The following is a 16,451-nucleotide window of genomic DNA, read 5'->3' as shown; positions in this document are numbered from 1 at the left end:
TGGCTGTACCTCTTCGGCTCGATCATCGCGGTGGCCGGCTTCCTCACCCCCCAGGGTGCGGCCGACTTCGGCTGGTTCGCCTACGCCCCGCTGTCGGACGCGGTCCGTTCGCCGGGTGTCGGCGCCGTGTCCTCGCCGTCCGAGGCGCCGTCGCTGGTCGTCGACTCGCTCGGCAAGCGGTGCCCGATCCCGGTGATCGAGCTGGCGAAGGTCATCGGCGACGTGCCGGTCGGCGGGACGGTGACGGTGCTCTCGGACGACGAGGCGGCCCGGCTGGACATTCCGGCGTGGTGCGGGATGCGGGGGCAGGAGTACGTCGGCGAGCGGGCGGCGGAGCGCGGCGCGGCGTACGTGGTGCGGCGCCTGAGCTGACGGCGGCGCGGCGCGGGCTGCCGCTCTTGGCGCTCCCGGACGCCGACGGGGCCGGCGGAGCCGCCGGGCGCGCTGCCGCCCGGCGAACTCGTCCGGCCCCGTCCGGCTCCGAGAGCACGTGCGCGGGGGCGTCCGGGGTCAGGACAGGTGGGCGCGGACCTCTTCCGCCGCCTCGTGGCCGTACGCCTTGGTGAAGCGGTCCATGAAGTTGGCGCGGCGCAGTGTGTACTCCTGCGTGCCCAGCGTCTCGATCACCAGCGTCGCCAGCATGCAGCCGACCTGCGCGGCCCGCTCCAGGCCGACGCCCCAGGCAAGGCCGGACAGGAAGCCGGCGCGGAACGCGTCGCCGACGCCGGTGGGGTCGACCTTGCCCTCCTCCTCCGGGCAGCCGACGATCACCGGCTCCTCGCCGACCCGCTCGATCCGCACACCGCGCGAGCCGAGCGTCGTGACGCGGTGGCCGACCTTGGCGAGGATCTCCCCGTCGCTCCAGCCGGTCTTGGACTCGATGAGCCCCTTCTCGTACTCGTTGGAGAAGAGGTACGTCGCACCGTCGAGCAGCGTGCGGATGTCGTCACCGGACATGCGGGCGATCTGCTGCGAGAAGTCCGCGGCGAACGGGATGGAGCGGGCCTTGCACTCCTCGGTGTGGCGCAGCATCGCCTCGGGGTCGTCCGCGCCGATCAGGACGAGGTCGAGGCCGCCGACGCGCTCGGCCACCGCCTGGAGCTCGATCTGGCGGGCCTCGCTCATCGCGCCCGTGTAGAAGGAGCCGATCTGGTTGTGGTCGGCGTCGGTGGTGCACACGAAGCGGGCGGTGTGCAGGACCTCGGAGATGCGCACCGAGCCGGTGTCCACTCCGTGCCGGTCGAGCCAGGCGCGGTACTCGTCGAAGTCCGAGCCGGCGGCGCCGACCAGGATCGGGGCCGTGCCGAGCTGGCCCATGCCGAAGCAGATGTTCGCACCGACACCGCCCCGGCGTACGTCGAGGTTGTCGACCAGGAAGGAGAGGGAGACCGTGTGCAGCTGGTCCGCGACCAGTTGGTCGGCGAAGCGGCCGGGGAAGGTCATGAGGTGGTCGGTGGCGATGGAGCCGGTGACTGCGATACGCACGGCGAGGACGCTCCTGCGGGCGGTGGGTGAGGACAGTCCACGCTACCCGGTCGTAGCCGCCGCGCACCAAGAGGCAAAACTACCCGATAGTAGGGCTTTTTTCCTGAGGTCCCAGCTGCTTACGGTGCGAGCGACGGGGTCCGCGGTGTGGCGGCCCCGCAGAGCTACGGGAGCGTCCCGCATGCAGAAGCACAGCGTCACGTCGTCCGCCCGGGCCGAGCAGGACGGCGGCCTGGAGGAACTGCGCGGGGACTGCGCCCGGATGGTCCCGCACTGGGCGGTGCCCGCCGAGTGCGCGCCCGCTCCGGTGCCGGTCTCGCTGATCCACGGCGTCACCGTTCCGCCCGCCTCGGCGCGCCTGGTGGGCGCGATGTCCGAGTACGGGGGCTGAGCCCGGCTCCCGCAGGCGCGCGCGGGGAGCGTGAGGGAACCGCACGCTCCCCCGTTCCGTCCCACCGGTGTCTCCCGTGGAGGGACTCCCGTTGAGGGATACGACACAGGCACTGGACGGCACAGCGGCCGAAGGAGCGATGCGGTGAGCACCGAGCGACCGGAAGAGGACGCGGGCGGCGTCCACAAGCGGCGTGCCCCGCTGGTCGCCGCCTCGGTGGCGGCGGCGGTGCTGCTGGCCGGGGGCGGCGCGGCGTACTGGGCGTCGACCGCCTCGGGCGGTGGCGGCGGCACGGGCAGCGGCGCACAGGCGGACGACGGCACTCCGCCGCCGCTGCGCCTCGACGGCCATACGGAGGCGGACGCGCCCGGCGTGGCGCCCGGCGAGCCGGACCCGAACGGCGGGGTGACCTACCGCGCGGAGGCGAAGCTGCCGAAGGGGCCCGGGTCCGCCCCGGTGTACCGGGCCTCGGGCACGGTCACCTCGGCGGAGGTGGCCCGGCTGGCCGAGGCGCTCGGCGTACCGGGCAAGCCGCGCGGCGAGGGCGCGGTCTGGAAGGCCGGCGTCACCGCGGACGGCGCGGGGCCCGTGCTCCAGGTCAACAAGGAGGCGCCGGGCACCTGGACGTTCGCGCGGTTCGGCCCGGCCGGCGGTGACGACTGTGCCCGGGGCAAGCAGTGCCCCGACGACTCCTACAAGCCGGGCGGCGAGGGCTCGGCGGTGAGCGAGAAGGCCGCGAAGAAGGCCGCGGCGCCCGTGCTGAAAGCGCTGGGCCAGGACGACGCCGAGCTGGACGCCCGGCAGCTGATGGGCGCGGTACGGGTGGTCAACGCCGACCCCCGGGTCGGCGGCCTGCCGACGTACGGCTGGGCGACCGGCATCCAGATCGGCTCCGACGGGCAGCCGGTCGGCGGCAGCGGGCAGTTGAAGGGCCTCACGAAGGGCGACACGTACCCGGTGATCAGCGCCGACGAGGCGCTGAAGCAGCTGAACAAGTCCGGTCAGGGCGCCGGCCGGATCGGCATCGGCGGGTGCGCGACCCCCGTGCCGCACGGCGACAAGGGCGACGAGAAGGGCGCGGCGGATTCGCCCTGCGAGCCGGCCGGCGGGCGGGGGCCGTCCGCGCCTGAGCCGGTGGCCGTGGGCGGGGCGGTGTTCGGGCTGGCCGCGCAGTACGTCGACGGGCGGCAGGCGCTCGTACCGTCGTGGCTGTTCGAGGTGGAGCCCGGCGGCGGCGCGCAGGCGTTCACGATCACGCACCCGGCGGTCGACCCCGACTACCTGGCCGAGCCCTCCCCGGAGCCGGCTCCGACCGGGAGCGGCGAGCCCCCGGCGCCGCCCCGGCAGGTCGAGTCGTACAGCGCCGACGGGCGGGAGCTCACGGTGCACTTCTGGGGCGGTGTGTGCAGCGAGTACGCCGCGAAGGCGAGCGAGGAGAACGGGACGGTGAAGGTGCGGATCACCGAGACCAACCCCGATCCCGACCGGGTCTGCATCGCGCTCGCCAAGGAGCTGAAGGAGACGGTGAAGCTCGACAAGCCGCTGGACGACCGGAAGGTCGTCGACGCGCGCAGTGGCGAGACGGTGCCGCGCGCGTAGGTGCGAGGCCCGGCGACGCGGGAACGACAGAAGGCGGCCGCCCCGCAGGAGGGGCGGCCGCCTTCTGTCGCAGCGCTTGTCGCCTAGCTGAACGAGTCGCCGCAGGCGCAGGAGCCCGTGGCGTTCGGGTTGTCGATCGTGAAGCCCTGCTTCTCGATGGTGTCGACGAAGTCGATGGAGGCGCCGCCCAGGTACGGGGCGCTCATGCGGTCGGTGACGACCTTGACGCCGTCGAAGTCCTTCACGACATCGCCGTCGAGCGAGCGCTCGTCGAAGAAGAGCTGGTACCGCAGGCCGGAGCAGCCACCGGGCTGGACGGCGACGCGCAGCGCCAGGTCCTCCCGGCCTTCCTGGTCCAGCAGGGCCTTGACCTTGGAGGCGGCGGCGTCGGACAGGAGAATGCCGTCGCTCACGGTGGTCTTGTCGTCCTGAACGGACATCTACATCTCTCCCGGGTTGTACGGACTGCTTGCCGACGTATGCAACCGGCGCGGCCGCGGATTCATTCCGGGCCTGAGCGCTTGTCTTCCCATTCATGCTCGCACACCGCGTCCGAAGAGGGCACGGGGCGGGCACGGGCGGCAATTCGTCACATCGACGACATCGGCATCGTCAAAGTGACATGAAGCGGTTATGATAGATAACGTCAAATCGACGAAAAGCGTGTTCGCAGACAAGAAAGGGTGCGTGTCGTGACCACCGCCCAGCCACTGGACGTCCAGCCGTCGCCGCTCGCTCTGCTGCTGCTCGGCCGCGAGGCCGACGCCAAGAGCGAGCGGGGTGTGGACTGCCCCGGCGACCTGCCCTCGCCCTCCGACCCGGACCTGGTGGAGCGCGCCCGCGCCGCCAAGGAAAAGCTCGGGGACAAGGTCTTCATCCTCGGTCACCACTACCAGCGTGACGAGGTCATCCAGTTCGCCGACGTCACCGGGGACTCCTTCAAGCTGGCCAAGGACGCGGCCGCCAGGCCGGAGGCCGAGTACATCGTCTTCTGCGGTGTGCACTTCATGGCCGAGTCGGCGGACATCCTGACGTCCGACGACCAGAAGGTGGTCCTGCCCGACCTCGCCGCCGGCTGCTCGATGGCCGACATGGCCACCGCCGAGCAGGTCGCCGAGTGCTGGGACGTGCTGACCGAGGCCGGCGTGGCCGAGCAGGTCGTGCCCGTCTCGTACATGAACTCCTCCGCCGACATCAAGGCGTTCACCGGCAAGCACGGCGGCACGATCTGCACGTCGTCGAACGCCAAGCGCGCGCTGGACTGGGCCTTCGAGCAGGGCGAGAAGGTCCTCTTCCTGCCCGATCAGCACCTGGGGCGCAACACCGCCGTGCGGGACATGGGCATGTCGCTGGACGACTGCGTGCTCTACAACCCGCACAAGCCGGGCGGCGGCCTGACCGTCGAGGAGCTGCGGAACGCGAAGATGATCCTGTGGCGCGGGCACTGCTCGGTGCACGGGCGCTTCTCGGTCGACTCCGTCAACGACGTGCGCGCGCGCATACCGGGCGTCAACGTCCTGGTGCACCCCGAGTGCAAGCACGAGGTCGTGGCGGCGGCGGACTACGTCGGTTCGACGGAGTACATCATCAACACGCTCGAGGCGGCCCCGGCCGGCTCCAAGTGGGCCATCGGCACCGAGCTGAACCTGGTGCAGCGGCTCGCCAACCGGTTCGCGGCCGAGGACAAGGAAGTCGTCTTCCTCGACAAGACGGTCTGCTTCTGCTCGACCATGAACCGCATCGACCTGCCCCACCTGGTGTGGGCGCTGGAGTCGCTGGCCGAGGGCAACCTGGTCAACCGCATCGAGGTCGAGCGCGAGACCGAGCAGTTCGCGAAGCTCGCGCTGGAGCGGATGCTGGCGCTGCCGTAGGCGCCTCCGTACGGACTCTCCGCACCCCCTGTCGCCCCGGCGTCAGGGGGTGCGGTCGTTCGGCCCACCTGACACCGTGGAAGCGAGGAAGGGTGGAGACCATGGAGTACATGATCCAGATGAACGTGCCCGCCGACGAGTGGGACGGGCTGATGTCGTCGTTCTCCAAGGACGACATGCTGGCGATGTTCGCGCACATGGACGCGCTCAACCAGGAGATCGGCGCGGCGGGCGAGCTGGTGGAGGCCCGGGGGCTGGGTGGTCCGACGCTGGTCAAGACGGTACGGGCGACCGACGACGGCCGGGCCAAGGTGACGGACGGCCCGGCGGAGCCCGGCCGCATCCTCGCGGGCTACTGGGTGGTCGACGTCAAGGACGAGGAGCGGGCCCTGGAGATCGCCGCGCGGGCCTCGGCCTGCCCCGGCCCCGGCGGCGTGCCCGGGAACGATCCGGTCGAGGTGCACGCCATCCCGGAGGGGCCGCCCGAGGTCCCCGAAGCCTGAACGGGGTGAGCCCCGGCCCCCTGGTGAGAGGGCCGGGGCTCATCGCCGTCGTACGCCGGTCAGACCTTCGCCGGCCGCGGCTCGTCGGAGCCGGCGTCGGACGCGGCGGAGCCGGAGGCGTCCGCCTTCGCCGCGCGCTTGGCCGCCTTCTTCCCGGCGCGGCGCTCCTTGCGGAGCTCCACCATCGCGTACAGCGTGGGCACCAGGAGCAGCGTCAGCAGCGTCGAGGTGATCAGACCGCCGATCACCACGATCGCCAGCGGCTTGGAGATGAAGCCGCCCTCGCCGGTGATGCCGAGCGCCATGGGCAGCAGCGCGAAGATCGTCGCCAGCGCCGTCATGAGGATCGGGCGCAGGCGGTGGCGGCCGCCCTCCAGCACCGCTTCGACGACGCCCAGGCCCTGGGCCCGGTACTGGTTGATCAGGTCGATCAGGACGATCGCGTTGGTGACCACGATGCCGATGAGCATCAGCATGCCGATCATCGCCGGGACACCCATGGGCGTACCGGTGACGAGCAGCAGACCGATCGCGCCGGTCGCCGCGAACGGGATGGAGACCAGCAGGATCAGCGGCTGGACGAGCGAGCGGAACGTCGCGACCAGCAGCATGAAGACGATCGCGATGGCCGCCAGCATGGCCAGGCCGAGCTGGGCGAAGGCCTCGTTCTGGTCGGAGGAGACACCGCCGATCTCGACGGTGGCGCCCGCCGGAAGCTCCTTCTCCAGCTCGGTGATCTTCGTCTGGAGCGCGGCGGTCACCGCGCCCGTGTTGTCGGCGGTCGGCTTGGCCGTGATCGTCGCCGCGCGGGCGCCGTCGATCCGGGTCGTGGAGACGGGGCCGGCGACCAGCTTCACGTCGGCGATGTCGTCGAGCTGCACCCGGCCGAGGTTCAGCTTCTTCAGCTCGTCCATCGTGGTCGCCGGCTTGGCCGACTTCACCACCACGTCGCGCTCGGTGTCGTCGATGACCGCCTTGCCGGAGGTGGTGCCGCGCACCGCCTGGGCGACGGCCGCGCCCAGCGTCTGCTGGTCGAAGCCCGCGGCGGCCGCCTTGTCGGTGGCCGTGACGGAGATGCGGGGCACGCTCTGCGCCAGGTCGCTCTGCACGTCGGTGACGTCGTCGAGCTTCGCGACCGCGTTCCGCACCTGCTCGGACGCCTTCTTCAGCACGTCGCCGTCGCCGGCCTTGACCACGACGCTCAGGTCCTGGCTGCCGAAGCCGCCGCCCGCGCCGATGGTGGTGTCGCCGATGCCGTCGAGTCCGGCCAGTTCCTCGTCGATCCGGTCCTGGGTGGCCTCGAAGTCGGCGGCGTCCTTCAGGGTCAGCTGGTACGTCGCCTGGTTGGCGCCCGTGCCGGCGCCGAAGGCGGCGGCGAAGCCCTGCGAGCCGACCGTGACCTGGTAGTCCTTGATCGTGTCGATGGAGTCGAGCGCCTTCTCGACCTTCAGGGCGGCCTGGTTCGCGGCCTCCAGGCTGGTGCCCGGCTTCAGCTCCTGGGTGACGGACAGGGTGTCCTGCTCGCCCTGGTCGAGGAAGTTGGTCTTCAGCAGCGGTGCCATGGCGAACGTGCCGATGAGCACGACGACCGCGATGGCCAGGCTGGTGAAGCGGCGGCGGGTCGCGAAGCGCAGGACCGGGACGTACATCCGCTGGAGCGGGCTGCGCGCCTCCTTCTCCTCCGCCTTGCGGCGCAGCTCGGCCGGATCGACGCCCTCGGAGCCCTTGGGCGGGCGCAGGAACCAGTACGAGAAGACCGGTACGACGGTGAGGGAGACCAGCAGCGAGGCGAGCAGGGCCGCCGTGACGGTCAGCGAGAACGAGCCGAAGAGCTGGCCCACCATGCCGCCGACCAGCCCGATCGGCAGGAAGACGGCGACCGTGGTGAGGGTCGAGGCGGTGACCGCTCCGGCCACCTCCTTCACGGCGGTGATGATCGCGGAGTGGCGCTCCTCGCCGTACGCGAGGTGACGCTTGATGTTCTCCAGGACCACGATCGAGTCGTCGACGACGCGGCCGATCGCGATGGTCAGCGCGCCCAGGGTGAGGACGTTGAGCGACAGGTCACGGGTCCACAGCACGATCAGCGCGAGGACGACCGAGAGCGGGATGGAGACGGCGGTGACGAGCGTCGAGCGGAGGGACCCGAGGAAGACCAGGATGACGACGACGGCGAAGACCAGGCCGAGGGCGCCCTCGGTGGTCAGGCCGGAGATCGACTTGGAGACGGCCGGTCCCTGGTCGAAGACGACCGCGATCTCGCTGCCGGAGCCGAGGGTGTCGCGCAGTTCGGGCAGCTTGTCCTTGACGGCGTCGGAGATCGCGACGGCGCTGCCGTCCTGGTCCATGGTGATCGCCAGGGACAGGCTGGGCTTGCCGTTGGTGCGGGTGAGGGAGACCGCGGTGGCGGGCTGCTCCTTCACGGTGGCGACGTCGCCGAGGCGTACCGGCTTCGGGGACTTGCCCTGGCCGGTGGGCGCCGCGGTGACGCGCAGGTCCTCGATCTGCCGCAGCGACGTGTAGCCGCCGCCGACCTGGACCGTGCGGCTGCTGCCGTCCTCGGCGAAGGAACCCGCCGGGACGGTCGCGCCGCCCGCCTGGAGGGCCCGGCCGAGGGCGCCGGCGTTCAGACCGGCCTTGGCGAGCTTCCTGTCGTCGGGGGTGACGGCGACCTGGAGGTCGCGCACACCGTCGATGGTGACCTGGCCGACGCCTTCGATGTCCTCCAGTACGGGGACGACGCTGTTCTCCAGCCGGTCGGCGAGCGCCTGCTGGTCCAGGCCGGAGGTGGCGGCGAGCAGGACGGTGGGGATGTCGTCCGTCGAACCGGCGACGACCTGCGGGTCGACGTCGTCCGGGAGCTGGGCGCGGGAGCGGTTCACGGCCTGCTGGACGTCGGCGACGAGCTGCTTGGTGTCGTTGCCGTAGTCGAACTGGGCCATGATCACGGCGTTGCCCTCGCTCGCCGTGGAGGTGACGCCGGTGATGCCGTCGACCGCTTCGATGTTGCTTTCGAGCGGTTCGACGACCTGCTTCTCGACCACATCGGGGGACGCACCCTGGTAGGGCGCCAGCACGGACACCATCGGGAACTCGATGGTGGGCAGCAGTTGCTGCTTGAGCTGCGGTATCGCGATGGCGCCGAAGACGATCGCGATGATCGACATCAGGCCGATCAGCGCCCGCTGAGCGAGGCTGAATCTGGACAGCCAGGACATGGGTGAGTCTCTCTTCCGTGGCGTGCGAGGCAGGCGGGCACAGTGGCCCGCTTATACGATCAGCCATGCGGAGAGGGGCATCCCTCGCTCCCAGGTCCCCTTCCTTGTGCGGCGCGTACCGCGTCTGGAGTACGCGCCACTACACCTTCACTCCACCCTCGGCCGGACAAGTCCCGACTCGTACGCGATGACCACCAATTGGGCGCGGTCGCGGGCTCCCAGCTTCGCCATCGCCCGGTTCACATGGGTCTTGACGGTGAGCGGGCTGACGGCCAGCTGCTCGGCGATCTCGTCGTTGGAGTGGCCGCCCGCGACCTGCACGAGGACCTCTCGCTCCCGCACGGTCAGCGCGGAGAGCCGCTCGGCGCGGGCCCCGGTGGCCTCGTCGTCGTCCGAAGTGCCGCCCTGCGCGAGGAACTTGGCGATCAGCCCCTTGGTGGCCACGGGCGACAGCAGCGCCTCGCCGGCCGCCGCGATGCGGATGGCGTTGAGCAGCTCCTCCGGCTCCGCGCCCTTGCCGAGGAAGCCGGAGGCTCCGGCGCGCAGCGACTGGACGACGTACTCGTCCACCTCGAAGGTCGTCAGCATCACGACCCGCACGGCGGACAGGTCCGGGTCCGCGCTGATCATGCGGGTGGCGGCCAGGCCGTCCGTACCCGGCATGCGGATGTCCATCAGGACGACGTCGGCGCGCAGCGAGCGGGCGAGTTCCACGGCCTCGGCGCCGTCCGCGGCCTCGCCGACGACCTCCATGTCGGGCTCGGAGTCGACGAGGACCCGGAACGCGCTGCGCAGCAGGGCCTGGTCGTCGGCGAGCAGGACCCTGATGCCGGTCGTGGCCGTCGTCACGCGTTCTCCACCGTCTTCTCCCCGGTACGCACCTGGAACGGCAGGATCGCATGCACGCGGAACCCGCCGCCGTAGCGGGGTCCGGCGGTCAGGGTCCCGCCGAGGGCGGTGACGCGCTCGCGCATGCCGGTGAGGCCGTGGCCGCCGCCGGCCTCGGCGCCGTCGGCCGCGTCCTTCGTCCCGCCGCCGTTGTCGATCACCGTGATCTCGGCGGACGAGCCGACGCGTACGACGCTGACCTCGGCCTTCGCGTGCTCCCCCGCGTGCTTCTGCACGTTGGTCAGGGCCTCCTGGATGATCCGGTACGCCGCGAGGTCGACGGCGGCGGGCAGCGGTTCGGCCACGGCCTTGTCCGGCCTGGCCACCTCGACGGGCAGGCCCGCGTTGCGGAAGGTGTCCAGGAGCTGGTCGAGCACGCCGAGCCCGGGCGCGGGCTCCGTCGGGGCCTCGGGGTCGCCGGACTGGCGGAGCAGGCCGACGGTGGCGCGCAATTCGTTCAGCGCGGAGCGGCTGGCCTCCCGTACGTGGCCGAGGGCTTCCTTGGCCTGGTCGGGGCGCTTGTCCATGACGTGGGCCGCGACGCCCGCCTGCACGTTGACCAGCGCGATGTGGTGGGCGACGACGTCGTGGAGGTCGCGCGCGATGCGCAGCCGCTCCTCCGCGACGCGGCGGCGGGCCTCCTCCTCGCGGGTGCGCTCGGCGCGCTCGGCGCGTTCACGGATGGCGTCGACGAAGGCGCGGCGGCTGCGCACGGCGTCTCCGGCGGTCGCCCCGATGCCGGTCCAGGCGAAGATGCCGAGGTTCTCCTGGGAGTACCAGGGGCCGCTGCCGAAGCACATCGCGGCGCCGGTCAGACCGGTCATCGTCAGCAGGCCGACGCGCCAGGTGGTGGGGCGGTCGGTTCGGGAGGCCACCGTGTAGAGCGCGACGACGGCGCTCATCGCGACCGGGGCGGGCGGGTCGCCCGCGACGAGTTCGGCGAGCGTGACCACGCCGGTGAAGGCGAGCACGGCCAGCGGCCTGCGGCGGCGCAGGACCAGCGCGGCGGCGCCCAGCGCCATCAGGACGAGGCTGCCGGCTCCGGGGGTCCTGGTGCCGAAGGTCGGGCCGCCGGGCCCGCCGTGCGGGTCGGCGAAGGAACCGGCCACCATCATCACCAGGACGGCGAACGCGAGGGCGGCGTCCAGAGCGAGCGGGTGTGCGTGGAGCCAGCACCGGGAGCGGGTGAAACCCGTACCGAGGGCAGTCATGTCACGCAACGGTACGGCGTGCGCGGGCGGCGCGATGCCCCCCTGCTCCGGGCGTTGCCTGAGCAGGGGGGCATCGTGTGACGCGCGGGGCTGGAGGGGCCGGGCCCGGCTCAGACCGAGTCCGGGATCAGGCCGTCGTCGGTCAGCATCTCGCGGACCTCGTCGAGTGTCGCGTCCTCGGCCGGGAGGATCAGCTCGGAGGGTTCGAGCGACTCGTCCGCCAGCGGCTTACCGAGACGGCGTACCGCTTCGAGCAGCGCGCCGAGCGTGCGCCGGAAGCCGGACTCGTCGCCGCCCTCCATCTCGGCGAGCAGTTCGTCGTCGAGCTTGTTGAGTTCGGCGAGGTGGCTGCCGGCCACCTCCACCTGGCCCTCCCCCATGATCCGTACGATCACGACGTGCTCCTTCGCGGAGTGCGGCGGCCTACTGCTTGTCGAACTTGTGCTGGCCCTGGGGCGCCTGCGTGCCGTCCTGCGCGCCTCCTTCGAGCGCCTGCTGCTGCGCCGTCGGACCGCCCGCCAGCTCGGCCTTCATGCGCTGCAGCTCCAGCTCTACATCTGTACCACCGGAGATGCGGTCCAGCTCGGCGGCGATGTCGTCCTTCGCCATCCCGGACGGGTCGTCCAGGGCGCCGGACGCCAGCAGCTCGTCGATCGCGCCGGCCCGCGCCTGCAGCTGCGCGGTCTTGTCCTCGGCCCGCTGGATCGCCAGGCCGACGTCGCCCATCTCCTCGGAGATGCCCGAGAAGGCCTCGCCGATGCGGGTCTGCGCCTGCGCGGCGGTGTACGTGGCCTTGATGGTCTCCTTCTTCGTACGGAAGGCGTCGACCTTGGCCTGGAGGCGCTGCGCGGCGAGCGTCAGCTTCTCCTCCTCGCCCTGGAGCGTCTGGTGCTGCGTCTCCAGGTCGGTGACCTGCTGCTGCAGCGCGGCCCGGCGGGACAGCGCCTCGCGGGCCAGGTCCTCGCGGCCGAGCGCGAGCGCCTTGCGGCCCTGGTCCTCCAGCTTGGACGACTGGCCCTGCAACTGGTTCAGCTGCAGTTCGAGCCGCTTGCGGGACGTCGCCACGTCGGCGACACCGCGGCGTACCTTCTGCAGCAGCTCCAGCTGCTTCTGGTACGAGTAATCGAGGGTCTCGCGCGGATCCTCGGCCCGGTCAAGGGCCTTGTTTGCCTTCGCGCGGAAGATCATCCCCATACGCTTCATGACACCGCTCATGGGCTTCGCGCGCCCCCTTCTGACGGACTACGGAACCAGCTCCAGCACTTGAACCCACACTACGGGCCCTGCGTCCATTACCGCACTGTTCGCGGGCCGATGCGCTCCTCCTCCAGGACGACTGCGGTCCGCCGGGCTCCAGCTCAGGGAGTAGGTGAAGGCCGGGGAAACCGACCGTTGCGGGATCGTTCCCCTCCGGGCTGGGGTCCATGCGCCGTACCCCGTACCCTTGGGCTTTGTGTTCCGTAGCCGTTCCTCCAAGGAAGAGAAGGCCCCCACCGACAAGGTGCAGGTGGACCTCTCCAAAGCGTCCCGTGACCCGCAGGCCCCGAAGGGCCGCCCCACCCCGAAGCGCGCTGTCGCACAGTCACAGCGCCGCAACGGCGCGGTGGCTCCGTCGAACCGCAAGGAGGCGATGAAGCGTCAGCGCGAGGCCCGCCGTGCGGACCTGGCAAGGCAGCGGGAGGCACTGGCGAGCGGGGACGAGCGCTACCTGCCGGCCCGCGACAAGGGCCCCGTCCGCCGCTTCGTGCGCGACTTCGTCGACTCGCGCTTCTGCGTGGCCGAGTTCTTCCTGCCGCTCGCGGTGGTGATCCTCGTCCTGAGCATGATCCGCATCAGCAACATCCAGAACATCGCGCTGCTGCTGTGGCTCGGCGTGATCGTGATGATCGTGATCGACTCGATCGGCCTGGTCGTCCGGCTCAAGAAGCAGCTCAACGAGCGCTTCCCGAACGAGCCGAAGCGCGGCGCCGTCGCCTACGGCCTGATGCGCACCCTCCAGATGCGCCGCCTGCGCCTGCCGAAGCCCCAGGTCAAGCGCGGGGAACGGCCCTGAGCACGGACAATCCCACCGGTATCGCACGGTTCGAGGGCGCGGCTGCCGACTGGCTGAAGGGCATCGGCACCCTGCGCGACACCGTCCGCCAGGAGCTGGTCGCGCGCCAGCTCGACGAGCAGATATCGGCCCGCTTCCCGGTGGGCCGGCGCCTGTCCGTGCTCGACGTGGGCATGGGCCAGGGAACGCAGGCCCTGCGCCTGGCCCGGGCCGGTCACAAGGTGACCGGCCTGGAGTCCGACCCCGAGATGCTGGTCGCCGCCCGCGAGGCGCTCGCCGGTGAGCCCGAGGGCATCCGCGAGCGGATGCGCCTGGTCGAGGGCGACGGCCTTGAGACCGGCGTGCACTTCCTGCCGGGCAGCTTCGACGTGGTGCTGTGCCACGGCGTGCTGATGTACGTCGAGGAGCCCGACGCCATGGTCGCGGGGCTCGGGCGGATGCTGGCGCCCGGCGGACTGCTGTCCCTGCTCGTACGGAACGCCGACGCGCTCGCGATGCGGCCGGGCCTGGCCGGCGACTGGGCCGGGGCGCTCGCCGCGTTCGACTCGGACGCGTACACCAGCCGGCTCGGCCTGCGGGTGCGCGCCGACCGGCTCGACGCCCTGACGTCGACGCTCGCCGGCATCGCCGCCCCGCTGCACGCCTGGTACGGCGTGCGCGTCCTCACCGACAACATCGAGGGCGAGGCCAACGACGCCTCGCGGCTGCCGCCGCAGGAGCTGGAGCGGATCCTGGCCCTGGAGGACCGCGCGGGGCGCACCGACCCCTACCGCCGGGTCGCGGCGCTGCTGCACCTGTGCGGCGTACGGGGCTGAGCCTGCCGCCCGGACGGCGCCGACGGCGTACCGCACAGGTGTCCGGGCCCAGGGGCGCGCGGCCCGCCGCCCCTCCGATGGACCTTCTCCACGGGCCCTGGATTCCCCCGAAAGGGACACTCCAGGCATGGACGGATCACATGCGCCCGAGGGTGCGCCGCGTCGGCTTCCGCTGCCCGTGACCGCCGCGGCCTGCGCGGTCGTACTGGCCTGCCTGAGCGGGTGCTCCGGCTCCCCGGCGGTGTCCGCGCCGGCGCGGGCGAGCGCGGAGGCGGGATCCCCGGTGGCGCTGCAGGACCTGGAGAGCGAGTACCGGCGGGTGATCCGCGACGTACTGCCGTCGGTCGTGCAGATCGAGGGGGCCGACGGTCTCGGCTCGGGTGTCGTACACGACGACCGGGGCCATGTCGTCACCAACGCCCATGTGGTGGGCGGTGAGCGGGAGTTGAAGGTCACGGTGGCCACCGGCGGCAGCTCGCTCGGCGCCCGGCTCGTCGCCGCGTACCCGGACCAGGACCTCGCCGTCATCAAGCTGGACAGCGTCCCCGACGGGCTGCGGCCCGCCCGGCTGGCGGACTCCTCGAAGGTCGAGGTGGGGCAGATCGTGCTGGCGATGGGCAGCCCGCTGGGCCTGTCCAGCAGCGTCACCCAGGGCATCGTCTCGGCGGTCGGCCGGACGGTGAGCGCGGGCCGCTCGGGCGGCGGCACGGGCGCGACCATCGCGAACATGGTGCAGACGTCGGCCGCGATCAACCCGGGCAACAGCGGCGGGGCCCTGGTCAACCTCGACGGCGAGGTCATCGGCATCCCGACGCTGGCGGCCACCGACCCGCAGATCGGCGGTGGGGCGGCGCCGGGGATCGGGTTCGCGATCCCGTCCTCGACGGTACGCACGATCGCCGGCCAGATCGTGCGGGACGGCCGGGTCACCGACTCGGGGCGGGCGGCGCTGGACATCACGGGCCGCACCGTCGTGGACGACGCGTTCGCGCCGACCGGCGTCGCCGTCGTGTCGGCCGAGGAGGGCGGCGCGGCGGCGACGGCGGGGCTGCGGGCCGGCGACGTCATCACCGCACTCGACGGAGCCGAGATCACCACGATCACCTCGCTGGCGGAGGCCCTGGCCTCGCACGCGCCGGGCGACCGGGTGCGGGTGGGCTACCTGCGCGGCGAGGAGCGGCGCACGGCGGAGGTGACGCTGGGCGAGATCTAGCCCGGCGGGGCGCCGGGGGCGGCCGCGTCCCCGGGTGCGCGGCGGGCTGACCGCCCTGTGCGCCGGCCGTCGTACGGGCTCACGCGGGAGCCCGTACGACGGCCGGGACGCGCGCCCGGAGTGCCGGGCCGCGTCGGGGCACTACCGGCCCGTCAGACCTCTTCGGCGTGCAGGTTCATCGGGCCGTAGATCTTGCTGCCGTCCTCGAAGAGCACCACCTGGTCGGCGCCGCCCTCGACCAGGTCCTTCCAGACCTCGCCGATCCACGACTCCGCGTCGCCCTGCGTGGTGAACTCCTCCGGCACCACCGCCGGCTGGACCTCCGTACCGTCGGCCTTCTCGAACCGCCACGTCCACGCCATGTCGCCTCCCGGGTCCCACCCGTGCTTTCGTCCAGCACAGCCTGCCCCGCAGAGTAGCCGGGCGCGCACCACCGGCGGGGACGCGGGAGGATCGTCCTCGTGGAACTGACTCTCCTCGGCACCGGGGCCCCGGCCGGCCTGCCCCGCCCCGACTGCCCCTGCGCCTCGTGCGCCACCGCCCGCGGTCCGCTCGCCCGGGCGGCGACCGCGCTGCTCGTGGACGGCGCCCTGCTGCTCGACCTGACGCCGGGGGCCGCGCTGGCGGCGGCCCGTGCCGGGCACTCGCTCACCGGCGTACGGCAGGTGCTGCTGACGCACCCGCACGACGGGCCCCCGGTGGAGCTGCCGCCTGGGCTGCCGGCGGCGGGCCGGGTGCCGGACGGGCGGGAGCTGACGCTGATCAGCGGCCACCGGGTGCGGGCGGTGCCGATGGACTCGCCCGGCACGGGGTACGAGGTGACCTCGCCCGACGGCGAGCTGATGCTGTACCTGCCGCCGGGCGGCGCACCGGCGGGAGGGACGACCGACGGCCGCACGTACGACATGGTGCTCGCCGACGTCACGAACCGGCCGGACGCGCTGGCGCGGCTGCGGGCCGCCGGGGCCGTCGTCGCGACCACCGACGTCATCGCCGTGCACCTCGATCACGACGTGCCGCCGGGCCCGGAGCTGGAGCGGCGGCTCGCGGCGGCGGGCGCGCGGGCGGTGCCGGACGGGACGACGGTGATCGTCGGCGAGTACCACGCGGTGCCCGACGTGCCGCGCCGGACACTGGTGCTGGGCGGCGCGCGGTCGGGCAAGTCGGTGGAGGCGGAGCGGCGTCTGGAGACGTTCCCCCAGGT

16 protein-coding genes and 1 pseudogene are annotated in these 16,451 nt (G+C 72.2%); 9 read left to right on the top strand and 8 right to left on the bottom strand.

Annotated features, from left to right (window positions below; all coding sequences use genetic code 11):
• The coding region (locus E2E34_RS19415) for a sulfurtransferase TusA family protein (RefSeq protein ID WP_244315887.1) at window positions 1-372 on the top strand (372 nt) is incomplete at its 5' end.
• A gap of 138 nt (window positions 373-510) precedes the next feature.
• On the opposite strand, the gene E2E34_RS19410 is transcribed toward E2E34_RS19415, so the two are convergent.
• Window positions 511-1,485, bottom strand: coding sequence for a carbohydrate kinase family protein (locus E2E34_RS19410; protein ID WP_138903190.1), 975 nt, complete (start codon window positions 1,483-1,485; stop codon window positions 511-513).
• Window positions 1,486-1,666: 181 nt separating this feature from the next.
• Between E2E34_RS19410 and E2E34_RS19405 the strand changes: the two genes are divergently transcribed.
• Window positions 1,667-1,876, top strand: a complete 210-nt coding sequence (locus E2E34_RS19405) for a hypothetical protein (RefSeq protein WP_138903189.1) — start codon at window positions 1,667-1,669, stop codon at window positions 1,874-1,876.
• Between the two features lie 144 nt (window positions 1,877-2,020).
• Window positions 2,021-3,475 (top strand): hypothetical protein, encoded by a 1,455-nt coding sequence (locus E2E34_RS19400; RefSeq protein ID WP_138903188.1) that lies wholly within the window; start codon window positions 2,021-2,023, stop codon window positions 3,473-3,475.
• Between the two features lie 83 nt (window positions 3,476-3,558).
• Here E2E34_RS19400 and E2E34_RS19395 read toward each other — a convergent pair whose 3' ends face one another.
• A complete protein-coding gene (locus E2E34_RS19395; protein ID WP_069929089.1) occupies window positions 3,559-3,915 on the bottom strand; it encodes a HesB/IscA family protein in 357 nt (118 codons plus the stop codon).
• Between the two features lie 243 nt (window positions 3,916-4,158).
• On the opposite strand from E2E34_RS19395, the gene nadA reads away from it, so the two are divergent.
• Window positions 4,159-5,346 carry a quinolinate synthase NadA gene (gene nadA / locus E2E34_RS19390; RefSeq protein ID WP_138903187.1) on the top strand — a complete coding sequence of 396 codons (1,188 nt, stop codon included), beginning with the start codon at window positions 4,159-4,161 and terminating at the stop codon, window positions 5,344-5,346.
• Window positions 5,347-5,447: 101 nt separating this feature from the next.
• A complete protein-coding gene (locus E2E34_RS19385; protein ID WP_244315885.1) occupies window positions 5,448-5,849 on the top strand; it encodes a YciI family protein in 402 nt (133 codons plus the stop codon).
• Between the two features lie 59 nt (window positions 5,850-5,908).
• On the opposite strand, the gene E2E34_RS19380 is transcribed toward E2E34_RS19385, so the two are convergent.
• The 5 genes from E2E34_RS19380 to E2E34_RS19360 form a co-directional block, all read right to left on the bottom strand.
• Window positions 5,909-9,067, bottom strand: coding sequence for an efflux RND transporter permease subunit (locus tag E2E34_RS19380; RefSeq protein WP_138903186.1), 3,159 nt, complete (start codon window positions 9,065-9,067; stop codon window positions 5,909-5,911).
• Window positions 9,068-9,214: 147 nt separating this feature from the next.
• A complete protein-coding gene (locus tag E2E34_RS19375; protein WP_138903185.1) occupies window positions 9,215-9,916 on the bottom strand; it encodes a response regulator in 702 nt (233 codons plus the stop codon).
• The gene (locus tag E2E34_RS19370) at window positions 9,913-11,166 is read right to left on the bottom strand and encodes a sensor histidine kinase (protein WP_138903184.1); all 1,254 of its coding nucleotides are present in this window, start codon (window positions 11,164-11,166) and stop codon (window positions 9,913-9,915) included. Before E2E34_RS19370 ends, E2E34_RS19375 begins: the two co-directional genes overlap by 4 nt.
• 110 nt (window positions 11,167-11,276) lie before the next feature.
• Complete coding sequence (gene pspAA / locus E2E34_RS19365) at window positions 11,277-11,561, bottom strand: PspA-associated protein PspAA (RefSeq protein ID WP_138903183.1); 285 nt, start codon at window positions 11,559-11,561, stop codon at window positions 11,277-11,279.
• Window positions 11,562-11,589: 28 nt separating this feature from the next.
• A complete protein-coding gene (locus E2E34_RS19360; RefSeq protein ID WP_138903182.1) occupies window positions 11,590-12,369 on the bottom strand; it encodes a PspA/IM30 family protein in 780 nt (259 codons plus the stop codon).
• Window positions 12,370-12,619: 250 nt separating this feature from the next.
• On the opposite strand from E2E34_RS19360, the gene E2E34_RS19355 reads away from it, so the two are divergent.
• From E2E34_RS19355 to E2E34_RS19345, 3 genes are all read left to right on the top strand, one after another.
• Complete coding sequence (locus E2E34_RS19355; protein WP_138903181.1) at window positions 12,620-13,219, top strand: DUF3043 domain-containing protein; 600 nt, start codon at window positions 12,620-12,622, stop codon at window positions 13,217-13,219.
• Between the two features lie 71 nt (window positions 13,220-13,290).
• On the top strand, window positions 13,291-14,034 hold the full coding sequence (locus tag E2E34_RS19350; protein ID WP_244315889.1) for a class I SAM-dependent methyltransferase: 744 nt from the start codon (window positions 13,291-13,293) through the stop codon (window positions 14,032-14,034).
• 127 nt (window positions 14,035-14,161) lie between these two features.
• Window positions 14,162-15,247, top strand: coding sequence for a S1C family serine protease (locus E2E34_RS19345; RefSeq protein WP_138903180.1), 1,086 nt, complete (start codon window positions 14,162-14,164; stop codon window positions 15,245-15,247).
• A gap of 152 nt (window positions 15,248-15,399) precedes the next feature.
• On the opposite strand, the gene E2E34_RS19340 is transcribed toward E2E34_RS19345, so the two are convergent.
• A complete protein-coding gene (locus E2E34_RS19340; RefSeq protein ID WP_138903179.1) occupies window positions 15,400-15,609 on the bottom strand; it encodes a hypothetical protein in 210 nt (69 codons plus the stop codon).
• A gap of 99 nt (window positions 15,610-15,708) precedes the next feature.
• On the opposite strand from E2E34_RS19340, the pseudogene E2E34_RS19335 reads away from it, so the two are divergent.
• A pseudogene (locus E2E34_RS19335) lies at window positions 15,709-16,451 on the top strand (bifunctional adenosylcobinamide kinase/adenosylcobinamide-phosphate guanylyltransferase); the annotation flags it as partial.

It is taken from the genome of Streptomyces albidochromogenes (assembly GCF_005981925.1).
Lineage (GTDB): Bacteria > Actinomycetota > Actinomycetes > Streptomycetales > Streptomycetaceae > Streptomyces > Streptomyces albidochromogenes.
The sequence above is the reverse complement of the archived record's forward strand: the minus strand, read 5'-3'. Positions and strand labels throughout refer to the sequence as shown.

Excerpts from the sequence above, each read along its gene's own strand:
- E2E34_RS19405 (WP_138903189.1), top strand. The coding sequence starts at position 1,667 with ATGCAGAAGCACAGCGTCACGTCGTCCGCCCGGGCCGAGCAGGACGGC.
- E2E34_RS19395 (WP_069929089.1), bottom strand. The coding sequence starts at position 3,915 with ATGTCCGTTCAGGACGACAAGACCACCGTGAGCGACGGCATTCTCCTG.
- E2E34_RS19385 (WP_244315885.1), top strand. The coding sequence starts at position 5,448 with ATGGAGTACATGATCCAGATGAACGTGCCCGCCGACGAGTGGGACGGG.
- E2E34_RS19380 (WP_138903186.1), bottom strand. The coding sequence starts at position 9,067 with ATGTCCTGGCTGTCCAGATTCAGCCTCGCTCAGCGGGCGCTGATCGGC.
- E2E34_RS19370 (WP_138903184.1), bottom strand. The coding sequence starts at position 11,166 with ATGACTGCCCTCGGTACGGGTTTCACCCGCTCCCGGTGCTGGCTCCAC.
- E2E34_RS19360 (WP_138903182.1), bottom strand. The coding sequence starts at position 12,369 with ATGAAGCGTATGGGGATGATCTTCCGCGCGAAGGCAAACAAGGCCCTT.
- E2E34_RS19345 (WP_138903180.1), top strand. The coding sequence starts at position 14,162 with ATGGACGGATCACATGCGCCCGAGGGTGCGCCGCGTCGGCTTCCGCTG.
- E2E34_RS19340 (WP_138903179.1), bottom strand. The coding sequence starts at position 15,609 with ATGGCGTGGACGTGGCGGTTCGAGAAGGCCGACGGTACGGAGGTCCAG.